Origin of the sequence: Rhodopirellula bahusiensis, assembly GCF_002727185.1 — a bacterium.
Classification (GTDB): Bacteria; Planctomycetota; Planctomycetia; order Pirellulales; family Pirellulaceae; genus Rhodopirellula; species Rhodopirellula bahusiensis.
This window is the reverse complement of the sequence record NZ_NIZW01000007.1, coordinates 320,985-345,794: the sequence shown is the minus strand read 5'-3', so window position 1 is coordinate 345,794 and position 24,810 is coordinate 320,985. Positions and strand designations below refer to the sequence as shown.

General features: G+C 56.3%; 17 protein-coding genes. 10 read left to right on the top strand and 7 right to left on the bottom strand.

Annotation, left to right across the window (positions count from 1 at the left end):
* The first annotated feature begins 125 nt into the window (after positions 1-125).
* From CEE69_RS11030 to CEE69_RS11015, 4 genes are all read left to right on the top strand, one after another.
* Positions 126-1,082 carry a GDP-L-fucose synthase family protein gene (locus CEE69_RS11030; protein ID WP_099260695.1) on the top strand — a complete coding sequence of 319 codons (957 nt, stop codon included), beginning with the start codon at positions 126-128 and terminating at the stop codon, positions 1,080-1,082.
* Positions 1,079-2,389, top strand: a complete 1,311-nt coding sequence (locus CEE69_RS11025) for a DegT/DnrJ/EryC1/StrS family aminotransferase (protein WP_099260694.1) — start codon at positions 1,079-1,081, stop codon at positions 2,387-2,389. The genes CEE69_RS11030 and CEE69_RS11025 overlap by 4 nt, the downstream gene beginning before the upstream one ends.
* Before the next feature lie 327 nt (positions 2,390-2,716).
* Positions 2,717-3,331, top strand: a complete 615-nt coding sequence (locus CEE69_RS11020) for an alpha-1,2-fucosyltransferase (protein ID WP_390179970.1) — start codon at positions 2,717-2,719, stop codon at positions 3,329-3,331.
* A 134-nt stretch (positions 3,332-3,465) separates the two neighbouring features.
* The gene (locus tag CEE69_RS11015) at positions 3,466-3,969 is read left to right on the top strand and encodes a DinB family protein (protein WP_233215132.1); all 504 of its coding nucleotides are present in this window, start codon (positions 3,466-3,468) and stop codon (positions 3,967-3,969) included.
* A gap of 230 nt (positions 3,970-4,199) precedes the next feature.
* On the opposite strand, the gene CEE69_RS11010 is transcribed toward CEE69_RS11015, so the two are convergent.
* The 5 genes from CEE69_RS11010 to guaA form a co-directional block, all read right to left on the bottom strand.
* Entirely contained in the window at positions 4,200-6,692 is a 2,493-nt protein-coding gene (locus tag CEE69_RS11010; protein WP_099260691.1) for a glycogen/starch/alpha-glucan phosphorylase, read from the bottom strand.
* Between the two features lie 398 nt (positions 6,693-7,090).
* Complete coding sequence (locus CEE69_RS11005) at positions 7,091-11,296, bottom strand: hypothetical protein (RefSeq protein WP_099260690.1); 4,206 nt, start codon at positions 11,294-11,296, stop codon at positions 7,091-7,093.
* 127 nt (positions 11,297-11,423) lie between these two features.
* On the bottom strand, positions 11,424-11,747 hold the full coding sequence (locus CEE69_RS11000) for a hypothetical protein (protein ID WP_099260689.1): 324 nt from the start codon (positions 11,745-11,747) through the stop codon (positions 11,424-11,426).
* A gap of 86 nt (positions 11,748-11,833) precedes the next feature.
* Positions 11,834-13,513, bottom strand: coding sequence for an energy-dependent translational throttle protein EttA (ettA, locus tag CEE69_RS10995; RefSeq protein ID WP_099260688.1), 1,680 nt, complete (start codon positions 13,511-13,513; stop codon positions 11,834-11,836).
* 98 nt (positions 13,514-13,611) lie between these two features.
* Complete coding sequence (gene guaA, locus CEE69_RS10990) at positions 13,612-15,204, bottom strand: glutamine-hydrolyzing GMP synthase (protein ID WP_233215131.1); 1,593 nt, start codon at positions 15,202-15,204, stop codon at positions 13,612-13,614.
* Positions 15,205-15,493: 289 nt separating this feature from the next.
* Here guaA and CEE69_RS10985 point away from each other — a divergent pair, with 289 nt between their 5' ends.
* The 5 genes from CEE69_RS10985 (at position 15,494) to CEE69_RS10965 (ending at position 21,839) form a co-directional block, all read left to right on the top strand.
* Positions 15,494-17,539 carry a c-type cytochrome domain-containing protein gene (locus CEE69_RS10985; protein ID WP_099260687.1) on the top strand — a complete coding sequence of 682 codons (2,046 nt, stop codon included), beginning with the start codon at positions 15,494-15,496 and terminating at the stop codon, positions 17,537-17,539.
* A gap of 18 nt (positions 17,540-17,557) precedes the next feature.
* The gene (gene trhO, locus CEE69_RS10980; protein WP_099260686.1) at positions 17,558-18,517 is read left to right on the top strand and encodes an oxygen-dependent tRNA uridine(34) hydroxylase TrhO; all 960 of its coding nucleotides are present in this window, start codon (positions 17,558-17,560) and stop codon (positions 18,515-18,517) included.
* Between the two features lie 92 nt (positions 18,518-18,609).
* Positions 18,610-18,882, top strand: a complete 273-nt coding sequence (locus CEE69_RS10975; protein ID WP_233215129.1) for a hypothetical protein — start codon at positions 18,610-18,612, stop codon at positions 18,880-18,882.
* Positions 18,879-20,126, top strand: a complete 1,248-nt coding sequence (locus CEE69_RS10970; protein WP_099260685.1) for a M20/M25/M40 family metallo-hydrolase — start codon at positions 18,879-18,881, stop codon at positions 20,124-20,126. Before CEE69_RS10975 ends, CEE69_RS10970 begins: the two co-directional genes overlap by 4 nt.
* Positions 20,127-20,408: 282 nt before the next feature.
* Positions 20,409-21,839, top strand: coding sequence for a PP2C family protein-serine/threonine phosphatase (locus tag CEE69_RS10965; protein WP_099260684.1), 1,431 nt, complete (start codon positions 20,409-20,411; stop codon positions 21,837-21,839).
* 189 nt (positions 21,840-22,028) lie between these two features.
* Here the strand turns inward: CEE69_RS10965 and gatC are convergent, their stop codons facing one another.
* Together gatC and rpmB are read right to left on the bottom strand one after the other, a co-directional pair.
* Positions 22,029-22,352, bottom strand: a complete 324-nt coding sequence (gene gatC, locus CEE69_RS10960; RefSeq protein ID WP_099260683.1) for an Asp-tRNA(Asn)/Glu-tRNA(Gln) amidotransferase subunit GatC — start codon at positions 22,350-22,352, stop codon at positions 22,029-22,031.
* A complete protein-coding gene (gene rpmB / locus CEE69_RS10955) occupies positions 22,352-22,624 on the bottom strand; it encodes a 50S ribosomal protein L28 (RefSeq protein ID WP_007334954.1) in 273 nt (90 codons plus the stop codon). Before rpmB ends, gatC begins: the two co-directional genes overlap by 1 nt.
* Positions 22,625-23,321: 697 nt before the next feature.
* Here rpmB and CEE69_RS10950 point away from each other — a divergent pair.
* Positions 23,322-24,551 (top strand): porin, encoded by a 1,230-nt coding sequence (locus CEE69_RS10950; protein ID WP_099260759.1) that lies wholly within the window; start codon positions 23,322-23,324, stop codon positions 24,549-24,551.
* Positions 24,552-24,810: the final 259 nt, after the last annotated feature.

The window sequence follows — 24,810 nt, the reverse complement described above, 5'->3', positions numbered from 1 at the left end:
AAGAAGAATTGATATTGAATTTGCTACAAGTCGTTTCCTACAAGAGCCTTCAGTCACTCGGGAAACTGTCGATTGAGCGACTAAGCGAATCATGACGAAATCTGCCCCAAGAAAAAGGATTTTCAGTGCGGCAAGACGAACCGATATGGATCACCGGTGCTGCCGGTATGGTCGGTGCAGCGTTGACGCGGCATTTACGATCTGAGGGCTACACCAATCTGTTGACTCCGACGCGAAGTGAACTGGATCTTTGCTCAGCAGACGCGGTGCAAGACTTCGTCGTGCAACATCGGCCGAAGCACGCGTTTTTGCTGGCGGCAAAGGTCGGCGGAATTGCAGCGAATATCGCCGATCCGGTTGGTTTCTTGGACGAGAACCTTCGTTTGGTCGTCAATCAACTCAGTGCATGTGCCAAAGCTGGTGTGGAGAAAGTACTGTTTCTTGGAAGCACTTGCATCTACCCACGTGAGTGCTCGCAGCCGATGACGGAAGACTCACTTTTGACCGGGCCGTTGGAACCTACCAACGAAGGGTACGCGTTGGCAAAAATCGCGGGCTTGCGATTGGCACAAAGTTATCAAAAGCAAATGGGCATGCAGTGTGTCTTGCCCATGCCTTGCAATATCTACGGAACCGGCGATCACTTTGATCTGACACGTTGTCACGTGCTCAGCGCATTGGTCAAGCGGTTCTGCGACGCAGTGGATCAGGAAGCCGAGTCGGTAACGCTCTGGGGAACCGGATCCGCCAAACGTGAATTCATTCATGTGGAAGACGCGGTTCGCGGCATGTTGCATCTATTCGATGCAGAAACCGAGGGCGAAGTCATCAACCTCGGGCCCGGCAATGATGTCAGTATCTCTGAACTGGCTGGCATGATTGCGGAACAGGCGGGCTTCGAAGGTCAGATTCTTTGGGACACCACTCGTCCCGACGGCATGCCTCGTAAATGCACCGACAACACTCGATTGAAAAAACTGGGGTTTGAGCCCCGTGTCTCGCTTTGTGATGGAATCGCCATGACGATTCAAGAGTATCGGCAGACACTCAGTTCCAACTCCTACTCAGCGAACGCGGCATGACCCCGGAATCTCTGCAAGCATTTGAATCGTGGATGGATGACCATCTCGAACCTGCATCCAGCGAGTTTGGTCGTTATTGGTATCCATTGACCGTACCAACATTCGGACGTGACGAGATCGCCGCGGCCATGAATTGTTTGGTCAACTACCAAACATCAATGGGAGCGATGACTCGCGAATTCGAAAAGCAATTTGCTCAGTACGTTGGATGTCATGATGCGGTGATGGTGAACAGCGGGTCGTCCGCTGATCTTTTGTTGGCTTACAACCTCGTCAATCCCTCGAACCCGCGATTGTCGGCTGGTGATGAAGTTTTGGTTCCCGCTGTGACGTGGCCAACTCAGATTTGGTCGCCTTTGATGGCAGGATTGAAAGTCACTCTCGTCGACGTGGATCCGGCGACACTGAACGTGGATTTTGACGACATGCGTCGTCGACTCACATCAAAAACCAAATGCGTTTTCGCGGTGCACTTGATGGGAAATCCCATCGACATGAAGTTGATGAAGGAGTTTTGCGATGAGCACGAGCTACTATTGATCGAAGATTGTTGCGAGTCGCTTGGCGCTAAATTCGCCGACAAACACGTTGGCAACTTTGGGTTGGGGGGGAGCTTCAGTTTCTTCTTCTCACACCACATGACCACGATGGAAGGTGGCATGGTGACATGCCACAATGAAGAGGACGCGGACGCGCTGCGAGTTCTGCGTGCGCATGGTTGGTCACGCGGACTGAAGACGCCGGCCGCGAAAAATCAGGTTGGCTTGGGAAGTGCAGCGAGTGGTCCCACTGTGGTGGATGACCGTTATCGCTTTGTAAACTGGGGATTCAATCTTCGGCCAACTGAACTGCAGGCTGCATTTGGTTTGGAACAGCTCAAAAAGCTGGATGGCATGAACGATCGTCGTCGTGAATTGGCCAACCGTTTTGCGACCTATGCCGACAGTCAGTCTTGGTTTGAATGCTTTGACACGCCCGCTTCAGGTGTTGTCAGTCCGTTCGCACTACCAATGTTACTGAAGGGTGATGCCGTAGGTTCACGTGCTGAGCTTTTGGACTATCTGGAGCAAGCAGGTGTCGAAACTCGTCCAGTCGTGACCGGCAACTTTGCCCGCCAACCTGCCGCCAAATTGCTCGGTGACGTCGATCCAAAGGATTTTCCTGGAGCAGAGTGGATTCACGAGCAGGGTTTCTACTTGGGACTCAGCCCGATGATGGACGATTTGAAGCTAGAGCGTCTCACTCGCACGTTGGACGAAGCGCATGCAGCCGTTGTACGACGGACTCACATTCGAAAGGTGGCTTGACCGATGATTGTGACGCGATTGATTGGCGGTCTTGGGAACCAATTGTTTCAGTATGCGTTCGGGCACTCCCTTGCTCGAAGCACCTATCAAACCTTGCTGATTGATGACTCCGCATTTGAGGAGTATCGGTTGCATCCCTTAGCGATCGATCACTTCAATATTTCTGCGAACCGTCTTTCAGGTGCGGACCATTCTCGCGTGCCAGGGAAGTTTCGCCGGACTCCAGTTGGACGAGCATTGGACCATGTCAGTCGCCGGATTGTCCCAGGATATGAAGGGGCGTTGCCGGTCCGCAGAGAAAAACCGTTTGGGTTTCGCGAATCGCTGTTGAACCCTGAACGCGACCTCTATTTGGATGGCTATTGGCAGAGCGAGAAGTTCTTTCCCGGATTGCGAGACAGTCTCAGAGAAGAGTTTCGGTTGAAAGAAAAACCGTCCACAACCACTCAGAAGTTGTCTTCGCAGATGACCGATGAAAACAGCGTTGCGATTCATGTTCGGCGAGGCGATTATGTGACCTCAGCAAAAGCCAAGCAGATCTACCGAACTTTGAATGCGGACTACTATCGAAGTTGTTTGCTTGATTTGGCAGCTCGTGAAACGGGTTTGAAACTCTATCTGTTTTCCAACGATGTGCCCTGGTGCGAAGCCAATCTGGATGTCGGCATCCCGTTCACGCCGGTGCAGCACACTGATGGACAAACGGCTCATGAAGATCTGCATTTGATTGCACAGTGTCGGCATGTGGTGATCGCAAATAGCACGTTCAGTTGGTGGGGGGCCTACCTGGGGCGACCTCATTCTTCGCGACGGGTTTATTATCCGGAGCCCTGGTTTCATCCGGGAACTCTGGATGGCTCGGCGATGGGATGTGAAGACTGGGTTTCCGAGGCAAGCCTTGCGGACCACTCGTCTACAGAAAACGCCCGTCGGGCTGCTTGATCGGACGAGCATTCTTGCTGTGTCTTCTTACGCCTGCATCTCACCCGCGGGCCCTGGCTTTCTTCAGGATCAGGAGGCCGCTACAACAGCAGAAATGACTCGCAACTTCTAGAGAAACAGACATGATTGGTCAAATGATTGCCGACTCGGCTCGACTGTGCGTCGGCTATGCGGACAGGATGGTTTCTGGGGTGTCCTCCGAACAATTTGCTCGCTTTGCCACAGTGGGCGGGCAAGTCGTCGAATCGAACCATCCCGCATTTATCCTCGGGCACCTGAGTTTGTACCCGTCGCGGGTTGTCAGTGAGTTAGGCGCTGATGCCAGCTCGATTGCTCCGACGGAAAAGTACGAAGCTTTGTTTTCACCTCAAGCAACTTGTTTGGATGATCCAGACGGGAACTTGTACCCAGCGATGGAAGAGATCGTTTCGAAATTCACGTCAGCGCATGCAGCCGCGATCGAAACACTTCTAGCAGCGGATGATTCTACATTCGCAGCCGTGAACACGAACGAAAGAATGAAAAGCAAGTTCGGGACGATCGGTTCGATGCACGCGTTTTATCTAGGCGGCCACATGATGATTCACATGGGCCAATTCAGTGCGTGGCGACGCGCGATGGGATTGGGAGCGGCTTAGCCAACCCTTCTTGAACTGCCTTGCCTCCCTTGGAGGCTTTGGCACGCCCACAATTTTGAGTTGGTGATGTACGATGGACTTCCAAGTCCGTCGGTGCCAGCGACGATGGACTGCCTTCGAAGGCAGTCACATGCAATGCGGCAATGAAGAGGCTCGACGGCCTGGGAAGGCCATCGACCAATTGGTTCACGCTGGCGATCTTTTGATCACCAGCGTTCTCGCCATTGGAACTAGCTCAGCGGGCGGACGTCCCAGATGTCGTCGGCGTATTGCTGGATCGTTCGGTCACTGCTGAACCAGCCGCTGCCGGCCGTGTTCAGGATGCTCATCTGATTCCAGTGATCCACGTCCTGGTACGCCTTGGCAACCTCGGCTTGCGAGTCGATGTACGCACGAAGGTCGGCGATGGTGACCCAAGGATCCTGAGGGTTTCGAAGGCCGCTGGTCAACAGATCAAACAAACCTGGATTGTCAGGATTGAAGTGACCGCTTTCGAGCAGGTTCATGATGCGAACGATGTCGTCGTCCGCGGCGATGATCTCGTTGGGGCGATAGTCCTTCTTCAGCTCAGTCACTTCGCTGGCGTTCAAACCGAACAAGAAGAAGTTTTCCGCACCGGCGTTTTCACGAATTTCGATGTTGGCACCGTCGAGTGTTCCGATCGTCAATGCACCGTTCATCATGAATTTCATGTTGCCCGTACCGGAGGCTTCTTTCCCAGCGGTCGAAATCTGCTCGGACAACTCGGTTGCCGGGCAGATCACTTCCATGGAGGAAACACGGTAGTTCGGGAAGAACACCACTTTCAACAGGTCGTTGGCGGCGGGGTGGTTGTTGACCTTCTTGGCCACGTCGTTGATCAATTTCACGATCAGTTTCGCCACGTGGTATCCAGGTGCGGCTTTACCACCGATCAAGACACAACGCGGAACCATGCCGGCTGTTTCGCCACGCAGAATGCGATCGTATAGATGCACGATATGCAGGACGTTGAGCAACTGACGTTTGTACTCGTGGATCCGTTTGACCTGGACATCGAACATGAACGAGGTGTCGAACCGAACACCAGTTTCGGCGACGACCAAATCGGACAAGCGTGCTTTGTTTTGTTGCTTGACTTCGATCCACTTCTTGCGGAAGTCGGCATCGGTTGCGTGCGAGGCCAAGTCACTGATCTTGGTCAGGTCTTTTTGCCAGCCATCGCCAATGGTTTCGTTCAGAAGTTCACGCAGGCCGGGGTTGCAGTGCGACAGCCAGCGACGTTGAGTCACGCCGTTTGTTTTGTTGTTGAACTTGCGCGGCCACAACGTGTTGAAGTGTTTGAACAGTCCCGATTCGAGCAACTGGGTGTGCAAGCCGGCGACACCATTGACGGAGAAGCTGCCTACGATGGCCAGGTAGGCCATGCGGATGTGTGGGTTGTCGCCCTCTTCGATCAGCGACATTTCGCGACGCATGGCGACATCGCCTGGCCATTGCTGATCGACCAACTTCAGGAACCGAGCGTTGATCTCGTAAATGATATCGAGCAGACGTGGCAGCAGGCGGCTGAACAAACCGACCGACCATCGTTCCAAGGCTTCCGGAAGCAATGTGTGGTTGGTGTATGCCATGCAGCGTGTGACCACGTCCCATGCGTCGTCCCATTCCAAACCGTGCTCGTCCATCAGCAACCGCATGAGTTCAGGAACGGCACAAGCGGGGTGAGTGTCATTGAGTTGGAAGCAGTTCTTGCGTCCAAAGTCGCTGAAGTCTTCGCCGTGCTGTTCCGCCCAACGAGCGATCACGTCTTGCAAGGAAGACGAAACGAGGAAGTACTGCTGTTTTAGACGCAGTTCCTTGCCGTTTTCGCTGGCATCGTTGGGGTACAACACCATGGAGATTTGTTCGGCGTCATTCTTTGCGGCGACGGCTTCGGGGTACGAGCCCGCGTTGAATTCGCTGAGGTTGAAAACGTCGGTCGTTGACGCTTTCCACAGACGCAGCGTGTTGACCGTGTCGTTGCGATACCCAGGGACGGGCATGTCGAATGGAACGGCAAGAACATCGTGCGAGTCGACCAAGCGAGGACGCAGGGTTCCGTGCTCGTCGTAGTAGTTCTCGGTGCGACCGTAGAAGCGAACGCGACGCGTGTCTTCGGGGCGTTTGATTTCCCAAGGGTTGCCGTCTCGCAACCAACGGTCGGGGTCCTCGACTTGGCGTCCATCTTCGATGTGCTGGTGGAACATTCCGTATTCGTAACGGATGCCGTAGCCAACCACTGGAAGCTGCAGGTTCGCACAGCTGTCCAGGAAACATGCGGCCAAACGACCGAGGCCACCGTTGCCCAACCCAGCATCGAGTTCCTTGTCAGCGACTTCTTCCATTCCAACGCTGTAAGCCCGCAAGGCTTTGCGAACGTCTTCGTCCAAGTCCAGATTTTCGACCGCGTTGGTAAGTGAACGGCCGATCAGGAATTCCAGCGACAGGTAATAGACCTTGCGATCTTCGCTCAGGCAGGTCTTTTTCCAAGTTTCGAGCCAGATCGGAACCAAGCGATCGCGGACCGTGATGGCCAATGCCTGGTACAGGTATTCACTGTTTTGTTTGTCAGTCGAGTCGCCTGTGAAGTCGTGTCCTAGCGTGATCGTCAAGTGACGAGCTAGTTCCGATGACAACTCAAGATGTGGAAACGAGGTGTCGGTCTGAGAAGCGTTCGGCGGAGCGGAAAGCGTGTTGGACATCGATTTTCAACGTTTCAAGGACGAGACTAGAAGACGGGAGTATATCGGTGGGATAAGGGAGAGCCAATCTAGATCGGCACCCTGTCCGCCCCACTTGAATGCCCCCGCTGAATGATCGCCACAGGTGAAAATAGGAAGGATAGGTTGAATGAAGGTGCTTAGAGGAGCAGATCGCTCCCCAGTTTTCCCGCAATGTCTTTCGCGTTGACCGCTGAATTCGGGTTTGCGAAGGGCTTTTTCGGTCGGTCCCGAGTCAAAGTTTTTTTGACTTTTTACGATTCCACCAAAGATTCTTTTTTCGGTCGGCTCGCCACTTAGCAATGGTCGAGCGTCCGAAACAAGGTTTTGAATCTGCAAAACGCTTGAGAAGCCTTCGTGCTAGACCGCCCCGAGGCTGCCTACGATTTTCGGCGACGCATGTGAGGAAGCCGGCGGCCTTGGGTTTGGGCCGTCGTGAGTTGCGTTTGGAGTTCATCGAGCGTCAGCGGACTGACCGGAATCGTCATCAGTTCCTGAGGGTCAATCTCGCTGATGAGGTTTCGTTTGCCGATCTTTTCGACCTCGTCTTCCAACGCGCTCAACCAAGGAGGCAGGTCGAGACCAACGCCCACGGGAGTTCGCGAAAGTTCGTTGGCTTCCGCTTCGAGTTGTTCAAATGCTGCGCTGAATCGATCCGCTTCGGCGTCGCTCATGGCGGGTTCCACCAACGACCGCATTCGGTCGATCGTCATCGGTTGAACAAATCGTTCTTCGATGCGGTCGGCAATGGTCGGCATTCGCATGGAATGACGACGCTGCAATTCGCGAAGCTTTTGAACGTACAGTTCGGCTTCTGCGGCGATGCGTTCATTCAGACTTTCTCGCCAGCCCAGCGACGCTTGGTCGAGTCCCATTCGAACCAGGACTTCGTGGGTCCACATGATCGGTTTCAGGTTCCACGCGACGCGCTCGTATCGAGTGCGAAGGCGCAGGAAATCAAGGAACGTGTAGATCAGTTCGCCACGATCGCTCTGAGTCGTCGTGCTGTTGTAGTCTTGGTATTCAGCGTGATGATCGAGCAAGGATTCGAACACCAGCGTGATCCAACGCGAGGCTTCGTTGATCTTGATCTTGCCGATCTCGAGATCTCGGAAAAGCTGCGTGTCTTCGAGCAAGTCGTCTCCGTCCGTCATGGCACGCTCCAGCCACGATGAGACGTCCTGGTGCAGCACCGCGCGAACGTTGCTCAGTTGCAAGAAGCCTTGAGTGAAGATTGGATCGCCGTAACGCTGAATGAACTCGATGAGGCGTTCCCACTTAGCGGGATCACTGACGGCTTCGAGCGGCGACAAGCGAAGCGTTTGACTGTGAGCCAACCAACTTCCCAGCATCGTTTCCGTCAATCGTTCCAGCAGAGGAATCAAACGATCGGCGATTGCGTCTTGGTCGGTAACGCTGAGTTCTCGCGTTGTCGCGGAAGTTTCGGCCGGGGCAGGGGAGGGCGGTTCGCCAGCGGTGGCGTGCAAGACGGCCTCCGCGATGGAGCCCACCAATGATCGATACCCGGCTCGATACAAGCCATCGAATTCCGTCACGGCACCGGCACCAATCGGATGCCGCTGTTCCATTTGGCGAGCGGTTTCGATCAGTCGGCAAGTTTCCGCGAAAAGTCCGCGACGCGGGAGCCAATGCAGCAAGTGCCTGAGCACACGTTCTCGCAGCCGGGTCACGTAAATCTTGACCGGGTCACCGCCGCGGGACAGCGGGATGTAAAGCAAACTGCGGTTGAGGATCGCTTCGATGAAGGTCGGGAAACGCTCGCGAGCACGTTCGGAGTCGCCCGCGATCAATGCTGAGAACAGCTCAATCGCACCCGCGTCATCTTCAGCGAATTCTTCACCCACGTCTTCGGGCAGTTTGCCTTGCAGGGCACCGAGTGCACTGGCGATCAGTCGCCTGGCATCCGCCATTTCAACCGCGGTGGTGATGACCCGTTCCATGAGGCTGTCGCGGAGAACGCGGCGGCGATCGTAGATTCGCATGGAATCTTTGTCGGTGCCCGCAGGTTTGATTTTGTAGGCACGAACATCGCCCAGCAGTTCGAGCAATCCGATCCGGTTGGCTACCGCACGGCGAGCCCATGCAGACAACGCTTCGATCTGTTCTTGCCGGCGGGCGGGGTCGGCCGAGTCCGTTGGATCGGCTTGGCCAGTCGACTCATTGGCGGAATGAATTTCGGACAAAGCAACGTCGGCACCCACGGCCCACATGCGTGCCAATGACTGCAGGAAATCCAGCCGGCTGGCCAGTCGTTTTACTTCGGCTTCCAGCTCATCAACACTGCTGCTGTCGCTGCTGGTGTCAAAGATGGAACCTTCGTTGCCGTCATCGGTTGTGTCGCGATAGCTGACGTTTTCATACGCGGCATCGAACAGCCCCGCTTCTTCGTCATCCTCTTGTGAGCCGAACGGGTCCTCGTTGGCTTCCGCTAGCTCTTGTTCCCAATTGTCGCGATGGCGATCCCGAGGTTCTTCGTCACCGACTTCGAAACGCGGTGCTGACCAGAATGATTCGGCGTTGGCTTCGAGGTAGTCGAAGAACTTGTTCACCCGCGGCCATAAAGCTTGCGAGTCATCACGCATGTGAGCGCGAAGTTGCAGCAGCCAACGTTCAGCCAATCGCGGCAACGAGTTTGCTCCGCTGCGAAGTCCGACCCGGTCGGCTTGGCAGAGCCAGTGAATCAGAAGCGCCTGTGCGGGGATGAAGTCTTTGCGTTCCAGCAGAGCCGAGATCACCAGCATGTAGGCTCGCGGCGAATCAAACAAATCCGCGTGAGGTGCCCAGAAAGCGATGTCGCCGCGTTGGGCTCCGCCTCGATGCCATAGACGGAGGGCTTGTGCGACCAAGCGAGCGGATTCGTATGATTCCCATGGGTCGGTCGCTTCGACCGACTCGACGGTGTGCGCCGCGAAAGTTCGCCACCACTGGGCGACTTCGCGGTACTGACGGTCCATTCGTTCGTAGGCGACTTCGTCGTCGCGGGCAGCAGCTTCGCTCCACACCCGAGCGATGTAGCCAAACAGATTCTCGATGATGTACAGCAACTCATCGAGTCGACTGTCGTGGATCGAATTTTCGATGCCGGGGTAAAGACTGAAGTTGCCGGTGAAGCCGAGGATGTCCCACGGGTCCATCAATGCGCCGCATTCGATCGCGCGGCGAATCAGATCGAACGTTTGCTCGGGGACTTCGACCGCGTCGGGAAAGCGATCTGTTCGAAGAGCTCGAAGGCCCAGTGTCATGCCGCAATCGATGCGGCACATCAAACGTGCGGAGGTGGCCGGAACCACATCGGCTTGCTTGGTTGCGGAATCGGGGTAGCCCACGCGAGCGTAGATGCGGGCGAGCTGAACGTGTTGCAACTGAATGGCGCGACGTCTTGCCAAAGCCGCATTCAGGTTTTGTCGAGCGGCGCCGAAGGCTTGATGTCGAGTTTTGACTTCGTCGAGCAAACGTTGGCCGTGTTCGCCGCCGATCTGCGATATCCGCCAGTTGTAAAACTCGTCACGGAAATTCGCGATCGGAACCATCAGGGAACGAAGGGTCACGTCGCTGCTGTAACATCCAGGACCCCAACCGGAGATGCCCGATGCCATCAGCATTGTGCCAGCCAACACCGAAGCGGCTTCTTCGAGCAGTTCGTCGCGAGGCAGTTCCGGTGTCTCGTTGACTCGTGCGAGCAAGGAGTCCAGCGTCACGCTGCGAAGGATGAATCGATCGTAACGTCCATCGGAATCGATTGAGTGCTCGTCCCATCCGCCGAAGTGATAGTTCGGTCGACGATTGACCGGGTGATCAAAGTCGTAGGCTCGTGGGTCCAAGCAAAGTTCACGCAGCTGCTTTGGATCCATCGCCGCGGAACGAAGAATGTCATCCGGGGCTTCTTCGATCGCCAGCACCGCACGCTCGATCAATTCGCGGTAGGGACCGGCGGTGATGCCAGCTCCTTGAACGACTTGCGGGATCGGGCGAACGAACTCGTGGGCGTAGGGTTGGCAGGCTCGGTTTTCCAGCACTGCGACGGGACGGTAGCCGACGTAGTCGTTCAGAGTGCCAATGATTTGACGCAGGCGATCGGATTCGTCGTCCACACTGCCGATCGTTTCGTCTTCTCCGATCTGTTGCACCATGACTTCGGCGCAGCGTCCCAAGAAGAAGCCGTTGAAGAGCAGTTCAGGAGGTTGATGGAACAGCAGGTCGCGATGAAAGTCCAAATAGGCGGGCAGCAAACCAGACCAAAGCAGGTTGGTCAGTCCCAGGACACGATCGATGTTCGCGAATGCGGGGGAGCTTTCTTTCAGAGACTGAGCGGCTTCTTCCAGCCAGTCTCGCATGATCAAGAAAGGTGGAGGGCCGTTGAGCACGTCTCCACCGGAGGCTTCGTCGTGAACTTGGTTCCAGGCCGTAAAAACAGCCGTGGGTGCGGGGCCGGACGAAAAGTTCAGATAGCCCACCAGGGCTTGAAGTGCCGTGCGGACGTCCTGCGAGGGCGGCGACCAGGCTGCGGCGGCCAATTGATGGTCGGGCAGGTTGCCGTTTGGTTCGCGGGACGGTGAGGCGGGCATCAAGGGAACCGAAGATAGTTGGAAGGCGGGACGCTTGGCGGGGGCAACGTCATTGTGGAGGACGTGCCGGTTATGTCGAGGGGCACGGGAAAACGCTTGGTCCTCCCGGCCACTCCGCAAGACGCATTCAGCTCTTCTTCTTTGCCTTCTTGACCGATTTCTTAGCGGTCTTTTTGACAGACTTCTTCACCGACTTTTTGACGGATTTCTTGACTGCCGTTTTCGTTGCCGCTTTGGCTTTGACAGCCTTTTTGACGCTCTTCTTGGCAGCTTTCTTCACCGACTTCTTGGCGGTTTTTTTCTTCGATTGAGCGGGCTGAGTTTTGGCTTTTTTCGTTGCCTTCTTGGTCGCTTTCTTAGCGGTTTTTTTCGCGGCGGTTGATCCGCCACCGAAGGCGGCTGCAAAGCCTTCGGCGTACTTTTCGTTGGTGCCTGTGCGCAGAATCGTCATGAATTTGAAAAGGTGGAAAGGAAACAGATGGGTGAATGAGTGGATTCCTCCGCGTGTGTCGCGGAGGTAGCGATCGCGGAGCTGGATCAGCCCGCGTGAATGCTCTTGTATCGGGATTTGGGCGAATCATCGTCGGCGTCTTCGCCCATGCGTTCACGACGATTGCGTTCGTAGGTGTCAAAGTTGCCTTCGCACCAAACCACTTTCCCGTCGCCTTCAAACGCAAGGATATGGGTTGCAAGGCGATCGAGGAACCAGCGGTCGTGAGATGTCACAACAACGCATCCCGCAAAGTTCGCGATGGCCTCTTCGAGAGCACGCAATGTGTCGACGTCGAGGTCGTTGGTTGGTTCGTCCAGCAGCAACACGTTGCAGCCCTTTCGAAGCAAGGATGCCAAGTGAACTCGGTTGCGTTCACCACCGGACAGCACGCCGACTTTCTTTTCTTGGTCGGGGCCTTTGAAGTTGAATCGCGAAACGTAGGTGCGAGCGTGCATGACGCGGCCGCCCATTTCGAACGAATCGTGACCGCCACTGATCTCTTGATAGATCGTCTTGTTCGGATCCAGTTTGTCGCGAGATTGATCGACGTAACCGAGGTCAACGGTTTCACCGATTTTGATTTCACCACCGTCGACAGGTTCGTTCCCGGTCAGCATTTTGAACAGAGTCGTTTTGCCGGCACCGTTGGGGCCGATGATGCCGACGATCCCGCCGGGTGGCAGACGGAAGTTCATGTCGGTCATCAAGGTCTTTTCACCAAACGCTTTGTTGACGTGGTGAGCTTCGATGACCAACGAGCCGAGGTGTTTGCCCGAAGGAATTTGGATTTCCAAATCGTCGGGACGATCCTCGAACTGCTCGGCGGACATTTGTTCGTACGATTTGATCCGCGCCTTCGACTTGGCTTGGCGAGCCTTGGGGCTCATACGGATCCATTCCAATTCGCGAGCCAGGTTCTTTTCGCGAGCCTTTTGTTGACGCTCTTCCAAAGCCATTCGTTTGGCTCGGTTTTCCAACCACGCGCTGTAGTTGCCTTCGAATGGCATGCCACGACCGCGATCGACTTCGAGGATCCACTGCGCGACGTTGTCCAGGAAGTAACGATCGTGGGTGACGGCCACGACGGTTCCGGGATAGCTGGCCAGGTGTTGTTCCAACCACGAGACCGATTCGGCATCGAGGTGGTTGGTTGGTTCGTCGAGCAGCAGCAAGTCGGGTTGGCGGATGAGCAACTGGCAAAGTGCGACGCGACGTTTTTCACCACCGGACAGGTTGGTGATCTCGGCGTCTTTGGGAGGCAAGTTCATGACCGCCATCGACATTTCGACGAAGCGATCCAGTTCCCACAGGTTGTTGGCGTCGATGATGTCTTGCAACGTCGCCATCTCGTCGCAGAGTTTTTGCATCTCGTCGTCGTCGGTGACTTCACCGAGCAAACCGCTGATCTCGTTGTAGCGGTCCACGATGGCTTGGCGTTCCGCGACGGCTTCTTGAACGTTTTCAAAAACGGTCTTGGTCGGATCGAGTGGTGGCTCTTGTTCGAGGTAGCCGACCGTAAAGCCTTTGCCCAAACGGGCGGTGCCTTCGAACTCTGTGTCCATGCCCGCCATGATTTTCAGCAGGGTGGATTTACCGGCACCGTTGGGGCCGAGCACACCGATTTTGGCGCCGGGGTAGAAGGCGAGGTTGACGTTCTCGAGGATCTTTCGCTGACCGTGTTTCTTGGTCAGGTCGATGATTTGGTAGATGAATTGACCGGCCATGTTTTCGCTTGGAGGGCTGAAGGTGGAGGCGGAGAATACGGTTGCAGTTGTTTAAATTGCAAAGTGATGATGTTGGCGGTGTGGTGCAGCGACGTGCATCACTCCCATTCGATCGTCGCGGGCGGTTTGCTGCTGATGTCGTAGCAAACTCGGTTGACGCCTTTGACTTCGTTGATGATTCGGGTGCTGATGCGAGCCAGCAGTTCGTAGGGCAGGTGACTCCAGTCCGCGGTCATGAAGTCGTCTGTGTTGACGCAGCGAACCGCGACGGCGTTGTCGTAAGTGCGGGCATCGCCCATCACACCGACGCTTTGCACCGGCAGCAAAACCGCGAACGCTTGGCTGGTGTCTCGGTACAGTCCCGCGTTTTCGATTTCTTCGACCACGATCGCATCGGCTTCTCGAAGCACCGCCAGTTTGTCTCGGGTGATTTCACCCAGGCAACGCACGGCCAATCCGGGGCCGGGGAAAGGGTGTCGCCAAACGAGTTGTTCGGGCAGGCCCAGTTCCAAACCAAGGCGACGCACTTCGTCTTTGAATAAGTCTCGCAGAGGTTCGATCAATTCAAACCCCAATTCTTCAGGAAGTCCGCCGACATTGTGATGCAGCTTGATCGTGGCGGCCGGGCCGTCTTTGTCGGCACCGCTTTCGATCACGTCGGGGTACAGCGTTCCTTGAGCCAAGAAGTGTGCGTCTTCGATTCTCGCGGCTTCGTCTTTGAAGCATTCGATGAAGGCGTGGCCAATGCGGCGACGTTTCTCTTGCGGTTCATCGATGCCCGCCAGGTCGGCCAGGAATCGGTCTTCGGCTTCGACGACGTGCAGGTCGGTCTTGAAGTGGTTGCTGAACTCTTCCAAGACGATCTGTTGTTCGTTCTTACGAAGCAGACCGTTGTCGACCAAGATGCAAGAGAGTTGTGGCCCGATGGCTTTGTAGAGCAACGCGGCGACGACCGATGAGTCGACTCCGCCGGACAGGCCGCAGATGACGCGTTTGTCGCCGACTTGTTTTCGAATGGATTCGATTGCTGCATCGGCGAAGTCGCCGAGTTTCCAACTGCCATCGCAACCGCAGGCGTCGATGACAAAGTTGCGAAGGATTTGGCCGCCGTGTGGCGTGTGCGTGACTTCGGGGTGGAATTGCATTCCAAACACCGGACGCTCGTTGTGGCGAATCGCGGCGTAGGGGCAAGTCGATGTCTTGGCCATCGCGGTGAACTGATCGGCGATCTGTGAGACCTGGTCACCGTGGCTCATCCAGACTTGTTCGGATTCTTGCATGCCGCGGAAGATCGAATCGCGATCGACGAAGTCGCACATCGCTCGGCCGTACTCACGGCTGGGTGTATTGTCGACTTTGCCGCCGAGGGCTTGGCAGGCGAGCTGCATCCCGTAGCAGATACCGAGGACGGGGATGCCAAGGTCGAACAATCCTTCGTCGCACTTCGGGGCACCTTCTTCGTAAACGCTGTTGGGGCCGCCCGAGAGGATGATGCCTTTGGGGGCCAGTTCCGCGATGCGTTCGGCCGAGATGTCATGGCGAACGATTTGGCAGTAGACGTTTTGTTCGCGGACGCGGCGGGCGATCAGTTGGGCGTACTGAGATCCAAAATCGAGGACCAAAATGCGTTGGTCGGTGAGCCAGGTGGTTTCAGCGATGGCGGGCGAGGTGGTGTTCGCAGATGAGGTCATCGTGTTCTTGCCGGATATTGCGGGAAAGGCCAATGCGGCAGTGTAAAAGAGCAAGGGGGAAACGGGGAAGGGCCAAGCGGGGCGGCGGACGTCCTTCCGCGATCGAAGATCTCGCCACAGGACGTGCGATCTTCGCGGAGCAGGGCAGGGGGAGGCCCGAATGGCGTGAGTAGGGTGTTGCCGATCACGCGGGCAACTCCAGGCGAAGACAGCACGTCGAGTGAGTCTTTTTCGGGAAGAACTGCGTTTGTTGTCTATGATGGAGTGATTGGCAGATACTCGAACAAAGATGTTGGTGACGATGATTCAGGTCGTTTCAAAGGGGATTTCGATCGTTTCAAAGTGGAACGTTCGCCGCCCGGCCCTCCGCGTTTTCGCGGCGGTGACGTTGCTTGCTGGGACGGCACTGTTGTCCTTTTCCGGTGGAATCGCTCCGGCTGTTGGGCAAGAAACCAATTCGCGAGCGGTCGCCAAACCGTTGGATGCGAGATCGCGAACGATTGTTCAGTCGGTCGATATGCAGGTGAAGCGAGCCGGTGCCGCGTATGCCGGTGGCGACTACGAGACGTCCGGTGATGCTCTTCGTAAAGCGATCAAGCAGATCGAAGTGGCCGGCAATGCCGAGTCATCCGACCTGCACGATGCATTGCTGCCGATGATGCGCCGAATCGTCAACGCTCGCGCGATGTTGGAACTGGAAGGAGTCACGCTGCCGCCATTCCGAATTCCGGAACGACCCAAGGCGACGACCGAGCCAATGGCCGAATCATCGTCGGATCCGTCGGATCAGCCCAGTACCGATGGCGTCAGTTTTGTCTCGGAGGTCGCACCGATTTTGGTCGACAAATGTGGCAGCTGTCACATTCGCGGCAGCAAAGGTGGATTCGCGATGCCGACGTTTGCCAAGTTGATGGAAGGGCCCCCCGAGGGAGTCGTAGTTTTTCCCGGTGATGTGATTGCCAGTCGATTGATTGAAACGATCGAAACCGGCGACATGCCTCGCGGCGGAGGAAAAGTCAGCAAGGAACAATTGGACACGTTGAAGCAGTGGGTCACGCAAGGTGCCAAGTTTGATGGCCCTGATCCCACCGCGATGCTGACCAGCTTGAAAAGCGGCGAGGCAACTCCCGACACGCCAGCGACACCAGAACCCGATCAGCCGACGATGGTCGGCAAGCCAACCGGCAATGAAACCGTTTCGTTCTCGAAGGACGTGGCACCGCTGTTGGTGGAGAACTGTACCGGGTGTCACTTGGACGCGATGCAGACTCGCGGCGGTTTACGAATGGACACGCTCGCTCAAATGCTTCGAGGCGGCGACAGCGGATCCGTGATGAAACCTGGTGATGGCGAAGCAAGCCTGCTCGTTCAGAAACTTCGCGGCAGCGCCGGTGATCGCATGCCGGCCGGTGGTCGTCCGCCGCTTTCGGACAGCGACATCCAGTTGATTTCGACCTGGATCAGCGAAGGTGCCAAGGTGGACGAGTCTTTGGTGCAAACGCCAATGAAGGTCGTCACCGCGCAGGCTTGGTTGTCCGCGGCGGCATCCACTGAGGTCAGCCAGCGACGAGCGAAAATCGCGGAAGAGAACTTCCGTTTGGCAGGTGCTGACGTCAATCGAATGCAGAATCACCAGAGCGACCACTTCGCGGTTTGGGGCGAAGTCTCGCCAGCAACGCTTGAAACAGTCGCTGAGTCAGCGGAAGCGGCACTCGTGCAAGCTCGAAAGTTTTTGCCTACGGCAGGCGGCACTCCGGAGGATTTCTTCCACGGCAAAGCGTCGATCTGCGTTTTGCCCAAACGCTATGACTACAGCGAGTTTGCCAAAATGGTTGAGGGCAGGAGCGTGCCCACCGATTGGCAGTCGCACTGGAAGTACGACGGGATTCGAGCCTACGTCGCGGTGGTTGCATCCGAACGAGCGACGGAGGAAGAGATCGCCGAGCGTGTGGTGGCTCCGGTCGCAAGTCTCGCCGTGGTCAGTCGCGGCGACGGTGTGCCTCGGTGGTTCGCCCAAGGGCTCGGGACTGCGGTTTCGGGTGGCGAATCCAAACGCGATCGAAACGAGAACATGCGTCGGCAGGCGGAATTGGTCACCGCGGTGGGGAGCTTGAAGTCCGGCAAGGACTTCCTCAACGGCAAGTTACCACCCGAACGAGCTGACCGGATGGCGGTTGCAATCGCGGAGTCTTTGCTGTCTCGTCAGAACCGACGTGGCTTTGACGCCGTGATGAGAAACCTGCAGTCGGGCCAGCCGTTCCCGCAAGCGTTTCAGGCCGGCATGAACTTGACGCCAATCGCCTACGTGGATGCTTGGCTGCAATGGGTCAAATGACTTGGTAAGTTTTCGGCCATGACCGAATCACACGCTTCTTCCGTTCCCGCTGAATTGCCCGCTGAGGCCGGTGCCGCTGATTTGCCGGTGGCGGTCGCGGCACTTTACTGCTTCACCCCGTTGCCGCAGTTCGAATCGCTGCGTGAACCACTGCGTCAGCGAATGTCCAGTGATGGCATTCGCGGCTCATTGTTGCTGGCCGGCGAAGGAATCAACGGAACGATTTCGGGGCCTCGGGAGTTGATGGAGCCATTCATTGAGTGGCTGCGGTCGATGGAGCTGGACGACCAAGCAACCCCTTTTCGCGGGATGGATGTCAAATGGTCGTTCTGTGAGCAGGTTCCATTTCGCAAAACGAAGGTCCGTCTGAAGCGAGAGATCGTGACAATGGGAGTGTCGAGCATCGATCCGCTGCGATCGGTCGGCACCTACATCGAGCCTCAGGATTGGAACGCGTTGGTCGATGATCCCGATGTCACGCTGATCGATACGCGAAACGATTACGAAATCGAGATTGGGACATTTGAGGGAGCTGTCAACCCTCACACGGAATCCTTTCGCGAGTTTCCGCAGTTCGTGGAAGAGAACCTGGATCCGAAGAAGCACCCCAAAGTCGCGATGTTTTGTACCGGGGGGATCCGGTGCGAAAAGTCGACCGCATATTTGAAGGAACGCGGATTTGAGGAGGTGTACCACCTGCGGGGCGGGATTCTGAACTATTTGGAGAAGATGCCCGAAGAGGAATCTCGTTGGCAGGGCGAATGTTTTGTGTTCGACAATCGCGTCGCGGTCGATCACCAATTGCAGGCCGGGGAGTACGAGTTGTGCCACGGATGTGGTTGGCCTTTGACCCCGGAAATGAAGCAGCATTCTGATTACGAACGTGGCGTCGCTTGTTCGCGTTGTGCCGCGGACGTGACCGACGATCAGCGAAAACGTCGCCGGATGCGTCAACAGCAGTTCGACCAGGGCGTATAATCACCTCGCTGATCCAGCTCCATGTTCCTGGCTTCATTTGTCCTGCCGGTGGATTGGCCCTTCTCCATTCTCTTGAATCTTGTGAGTTCATTTTGTCGCGTTCACTGATTGGCTCGATTGCCGCATTGGTTTTTGCCGTTCCCGCTTCGGCACACCCCGGCCACGGCAGCACGGAAGGTTTGACTCACTACGCCGCTGAACCCGCGCACGCTGTTCCGATGTTGGCTTCGTTTGTCGCCAGCGGATTGCTATTGGCTGCCGGTTGGTTCGCGATCGGCCGTTTGAATCAATCGCAATCGGGCACCGCAGCTCAGCCAATTCGCGTGGAAGACCGTGCGACCCGCCGCGCCAGTCGTACTCGATGAGCCAATCCGAAGCCATGAATGCAGGCACAAACGACGCTTCGCAGTGGGCTGCGATTGATGAGTCGGCGGCGCTGGATCGCTATCTTGAACTGACGCGAATTCCTGGCAAAAGCGGTGATGAAGCCGCGATTTCGGCCGCCATTGAAAAGATGCTGGTCGATGCGGGAGTGGATCCGGAATGGATTCAATCCGATGATGCGGGAACGAAGACGCGATTGAGCGGCAACGCGGGCAATTTAATTGTCACCTTGCCTGGTGACGAATCGCTGCCGCGGACACTGCTGTCCGCGCACATGGACACCGTTCCGATCTGCGTCGGATCCAACCCGGAAATTCGCGACGACGAAGAATTGGGGCGGATTGTTGTGGCCGATGGGCCGACCGGTTTGGGAGCCGATGACCGCAGCGGTTGTGCGGTGATTCTCAGTGCGATCGTCGAGCGACTGGCTCGTCAGGCGAAGAATCCTGATCTGAAGTTGGCTCCAGCCGCGATCACATTTTTAATTCAAGAAGAGGTCGGATTGGAAGGAGCTCGCCATTTGGGCGTGTCCAAAGTCGGCCGAGTGGATCGAGCGTTCAATTTCGACGGTGGTTCGCTGGACATAATTCGCCACGGAGCGATCGGCGGCGAGCGGATTCAAATGACCGTTCACGGGCACGCAGCCCACGCCGGCGTTGCACCCGAAAAAGGCGTCAGTGCAATCGTGATCGCATCCGAAGCGATCAGCAGCCTGCATCGCAATGGTTGGCTGGGCTTGGTCGAGAAAGATGGGCGTCGCGGGACCGCGAATGTGGGTGTTTTTCAAGGCGGCGATGCGACCAACGTGATCACGCCGGAGGTTCAGCTTCGAGCCGAGGCTCGCAGTCACGACGCCAAATTCCGAACCGAGATCGTTTCGCAGATGAAAGCTGCGTTTGAAAATGCGGTCCAAGCGGTGAAGGATGTCCAAGGTCGGACGGGCGGTTTGGAGTTCAGCAGTCGCGTCGATTACGAGGCGTTTCGGTTGCCGGAAGACCATCCATCAGTGCTTGCGGCGACGGAGTTGATCTCTCAACTAGGGCGAGAACCGCAGTGCGAAGTCGCCAATGGTGGGTTGGATGCCAACTGGTTGATGCTTCATGGCATCGAGGCGGTCACGCTGGGGTGTGGTCAGGCGTCCATCCACACGGTCGATGAGTTTCTGATGGTCGACGAATACTTGGCTGCTTGCCGCTTGGCCACGGAATTGATCGCTTCCGTGTGAAGCGGGGGTTTGCCCGCTCTTGCCGGTCGAGTGGCAGCGTTCACTGATTGAGCAGCCCGCTCGGAGGGATCCAGGGCTTCGTTCCGTCTCGCTTGGCCTCGTCGCGGGCGAAGGTCATCAAAATCGTAGCCCTGCAGCCTTCAATACACTAGGTTCAGGGCGCGTGGCGACTTACAATCGGCGAAGCTGTCTCCAAGAGGCCGTGTAAGTTCGTCGGTTGAATGTGTTCTCGGTCACAAGTTCTCGGTCACAAATCGTTTGTCAGGTTCATGGCGCCCCGGAGTGAAGTTCGCTGAGCAGACCCATGTGGGGATGCGGCGTGCGAACAATCAAGATTCATCGGCGGTTTTAATCGCTGAGTCCGCCGAACGTCTGAACCAACGCGGGCACCTGTTTGTTGTCGCGGACGGGATGGGGGCCCACGCGGCAGGCGAGCTGGCATCGCAAATCGCCAGCGAACGCATCTCGATGCACTACTATCAGTCTCGGGAAGAGGCTCCCGAGCACGCGATTTCCGAAGCGGTGCATCTGGCCAATGCTGCAATCTACAAGCGTGGTCAAAGCAATCCCGAGTTTCTGAACATGGGGACGACCGCCAGTTCGCTGGTTTTGGTCAACGGCGCAGCTTACGTGGCCCATGTCGGTGATTCACGTGTTTATCGCCTCCGACAAGGCGTGCTGGAGCAGTTGACGTTTGATCACTCGCTGGTTTGGGAGATGCAGGCCAGCGGAAAAGTTCACAGTGACAGCGTCTTCAGTAAATCTATCCCCAAGAACGTGATCACCCGGTCGCTGGGGCCTTCGCCGGAGGTCTTGGTGGATCTAGAAGGTCCATTTGATCTGGAGGTGGGCGATCGCTTCATGGTTTGCAGCGATGGGCTGACCGGACAGATCGAAGACGACGAATTGGCTGTTTTGCTCGATTCTCTCGATGTCGACAAAGCAGCTCGAGTGATGATCGATTTGGCCAATTTGCGAGGCGGCCCGGACAACATCACCTTGATCGTGGTGGAGGTGGTTGATGAGCGATTGACTCAGAATGACGGTCCTCCGCGAAAGTCTCGATCGTTGGGAGCGGATGAGGTCTCTTCTCGGGCGTTGATCGGGACCACCGCGTTTTGTTGGACGGGAGCCGTCGGCTTTGGATTGGCGTCGGCATTGGTCAGCCCTCGGTTTGTCGGGTCGGCGATTGTCGCCTTTATTCTCGGGGCGATTTCCGCGGCGGTTTGGGCGAGTGGAGTCTTCAAGCCAAACGAGCGCCGGCGTCCGTTGAAAACGCGTCGCGCACGTGATTCAGGTGCCGGTTTGAGTCCTGGATCAGGAATTCCTGACCAATCCGGGGCAGGGCAGGGTGGCTCAAACGACGCGGGGTCGGTCAGTACCGGCTGGGATTCAGGCGAATCGCTTGACATCGGCAGTGGGGAGACTGCTCTTGGGACCGGGCCCTATCGGCGATTCAGGGCGAATTCGCACGAGGCGTTTCTTCTTCGTATGGACGATGTGATCACCCAGTTGCGGCAAACTTCAGAAGAACGCAACTGGATGCTGGACTGGCAAAATGTAGACCAGTTGTTGCAGCAAGCTCGCCAAGCCACGAAGGAGCAGGCGTGGGGAACGGCCGTTTCGTCGTATTGCGACGCGACGTTGGCGGCGATGGAGCAGCTTCGGAAGCACCAGGATGACTCAGCCAGCGATACAGTCGTCGATCTTTGATCGATTGGCGTTTTTGCCGTTGGGTCTGAAGCTTGGGCTGTTAGTTTCCGAGCCGCGGTCTGATTCAGTGGCGCGGTTTGATTCAGTGGCGCGGTTTGATTCAGTGGCCCAGCCAAACGGCTTCGCTGATCCAGGATCTCGCGGAATTCAGTGGTGGTGAATCTTGATCGCGAGGGATTTGAGCGAGCTTCACTTCTTGGAAGAAGTGTTCCCGAGAACGGGCGGCACCAGAAACGTGCCGTCTTGGGAGGCGGGAGCCGTTCGCGTCGCAACCTCGGCTGACAAGCTCTCGTCAGGGGTGTCGTCTCGGAATCGGTTCTCGACATCCAGCGCACTGGTCATCGGCTCGACACCGGAAGTGTCGAGTTCAGACAATTGTTCAACGAAACCGAGGATGTCCGAGATTTGCGGACCAAAATCGGTTTGCTCCTGTTCCGTTAGCTGAAGGCGAGCCAATCGAGCCAGTTTTTGGATGTCGACTGAACCGCCGCTGCCGTTGCCGGAACTGGACATCAGGACTTTTTGCTGCCGCTGACGTCAAACGGTTTGGTTTTCACCGTTTTACGAACGACACCGCTGCGGATGCACTGCGTGCAAACTCGCATCGATTTGTTGGTGCCGTTTGGCAAAGTCACGTGAACTTTTTGCAGGTTGGGAACAAATTTACGGCGAGTACAACCAGTGATCTTGGTACCGACACCGCCCAAGTACTTCGCTTTACCCCGGGTTTCGATACGGTTGCCCATTTGGACTTTCTTGCCGCACGCTTCGCACTGTCGTGCCATCTGATTCTCCGCCACCGCTCGCGGTGATTGTCATGTGTGTGATTTGAGACGGTCAAAATCCCTGATTTCAGGGAGAAGCCCCGCAGGATAGCGGGTGGAACGTTTTTTTGAAAGCAGGATTTTCAGTTGTGGGGCGTGTTCGGGCCCGGAAGCGTCAAAGTTTTCCCAGTCGCCACTATGAGAAGGACCTGCAGATGAGGATTAACAGGCGCGTTGCGCACTCTGCTGCTGGTTTCTAAGTCGATTTGAGCACCGGGTGAGGACAGATCCCGCCAACTCACCGATGAATTCTCCCGACGACATGATGGATTGCTTTCAACTCACTCGAAATCTTTCGAGGTGATTGATTCGAATTCCGAAGCGATTGCCTGGAAGTTTCGATGTGCCATCGGCGGCAGGCAGCGTGTGCGTTGAAAAAGCGATGGACTGCGTTTGTTACATCGTTGAGAGTGAGAGATCGACCTCCCCAAATGCGGGGGCACAGCTTCTCGTTCTAACAGCATCCATTTTGAATCTTGGTGACACGAAACGACCCAATTGGATTGGGATATCAACGGAGAAAGCAATGAAGCTTAGTAAACTAGCTCTGATCGCAGCGGTAGCATGCGGCGTTAACGCCACAAACCTGACCGGCGCTTCAGCAAACGATATTGGATTGGTCTCTTGCACCTCGTCGCTTTGCGATTGTGGTGAGCCCGTGTGCGGTTGCGAGCCTGTTGGCTGCAGCACCGGATGCGACACCGAAGTAACTTGCGGTTGCGAAACTGTCGGTTGCTTGGGCGACTGTGGCTGCAACGATGGTTGCGATTCGGCCTGCGACAGCGGTTGCGACTCGGCCTTCGGTTGTGGTGCTGGCAGCTGCTTGCCCGGACTGGGTGACTGCTGCTTGGACGACCCTTACACACTGTTCGGCGACGTCTGCGGCATCGAAGTCGGCGGATGGGCGTCGATCGGCTACCACACAAAGGCATTGCCTTTGTTCAACAGCCGTCCTGACAACGTTCAGTTGCACCAGGCTTGGTTGTACGCTGAAAAAGCCATCGACACTTCGTGTGGCTTCGACATCGGTGGACGCATCGATTACGTCTACGGTACCGACGGACCCGACACGCAAGCGTTCGGAATCGACAACGGTCACTGGGACAACGACTGGGACAACGGTGGCGATTACGGCTCCGCGATTCCTCAGTTGTACACTGAAATGGGCTACGGCGACCTGTCGGTCAAAGTGGGTCACTTCTTCACCATCATCGGTTGGGAAGTTGTTGCCGCTCCGGACAACTTCTTCTACAGCCACGCTTACACGATGTACAACAGCGAGCCTTTCACCCACACCGGTGCTTTGGCGACGTACAACGTGTCGGATGACCTGAGCGTCTTTGGTGGATACACCATGGGCTGGGACAGCGGATTCGAAGACAACGGCGACAACTTCCTCGGCGGTTTCTCAGCTGGCCTGACGGATGACCTGACCCTGACCTACGCAACCACCATTGGTACGTTCGGTGAAGACAATGCCGGTGGCGTTGAAAAGGGTTACATGCACTCGCTGGTTGCTGACTACGCCGTCAGCGACAACCTGCAGTACATCATCCAGTCCGACTTGTTGGACACCGAAGATGCTGCTGGTGCGACCGTTCGTGACACGTTCGGCATCAACCAGTACTTGGTTTACAGCGTCAACGATTGCCTGTCTTTGGGCGGCCGCTTCGAGTGGTACCAAAGCGAAGGCGTCTTCGACGATGGAAACAATGTCGACAGCGACGTGTACGCTTTGACGACCGGTATCAACTACCGTCCTCACGCCAACGTCTTGATTCGTCCCGAAGTTCGTTGGGACTGGGTTGATGGCGACTACACCGGGATCTTGGAAAACAACGACGACGATCAAACCACGTTCGGTTTCGATACGATCTTCACGTTCTAAGCTGCCCCGAACGACGATTTCGTGAGACCCAAGAGGCCGGTTCACCGCAGAAATGCGATGAGCCGGCTTTTTTTCGTTTGCGTTCAAGATCTCAGCGGGAACGGACGAGCGTTCGAAACCAGCCGGATCAGCCTCCTAACCCGCATAGTTTAACGCTGTGCCGGATTTTCCGGTGTTTCGGGCTGGGGTTTCTGTGGCGTTGGTCTCAATTGCAACGCGCCGCGTCGACGATACATCCCTTCAAGGAATCGCCAGTACT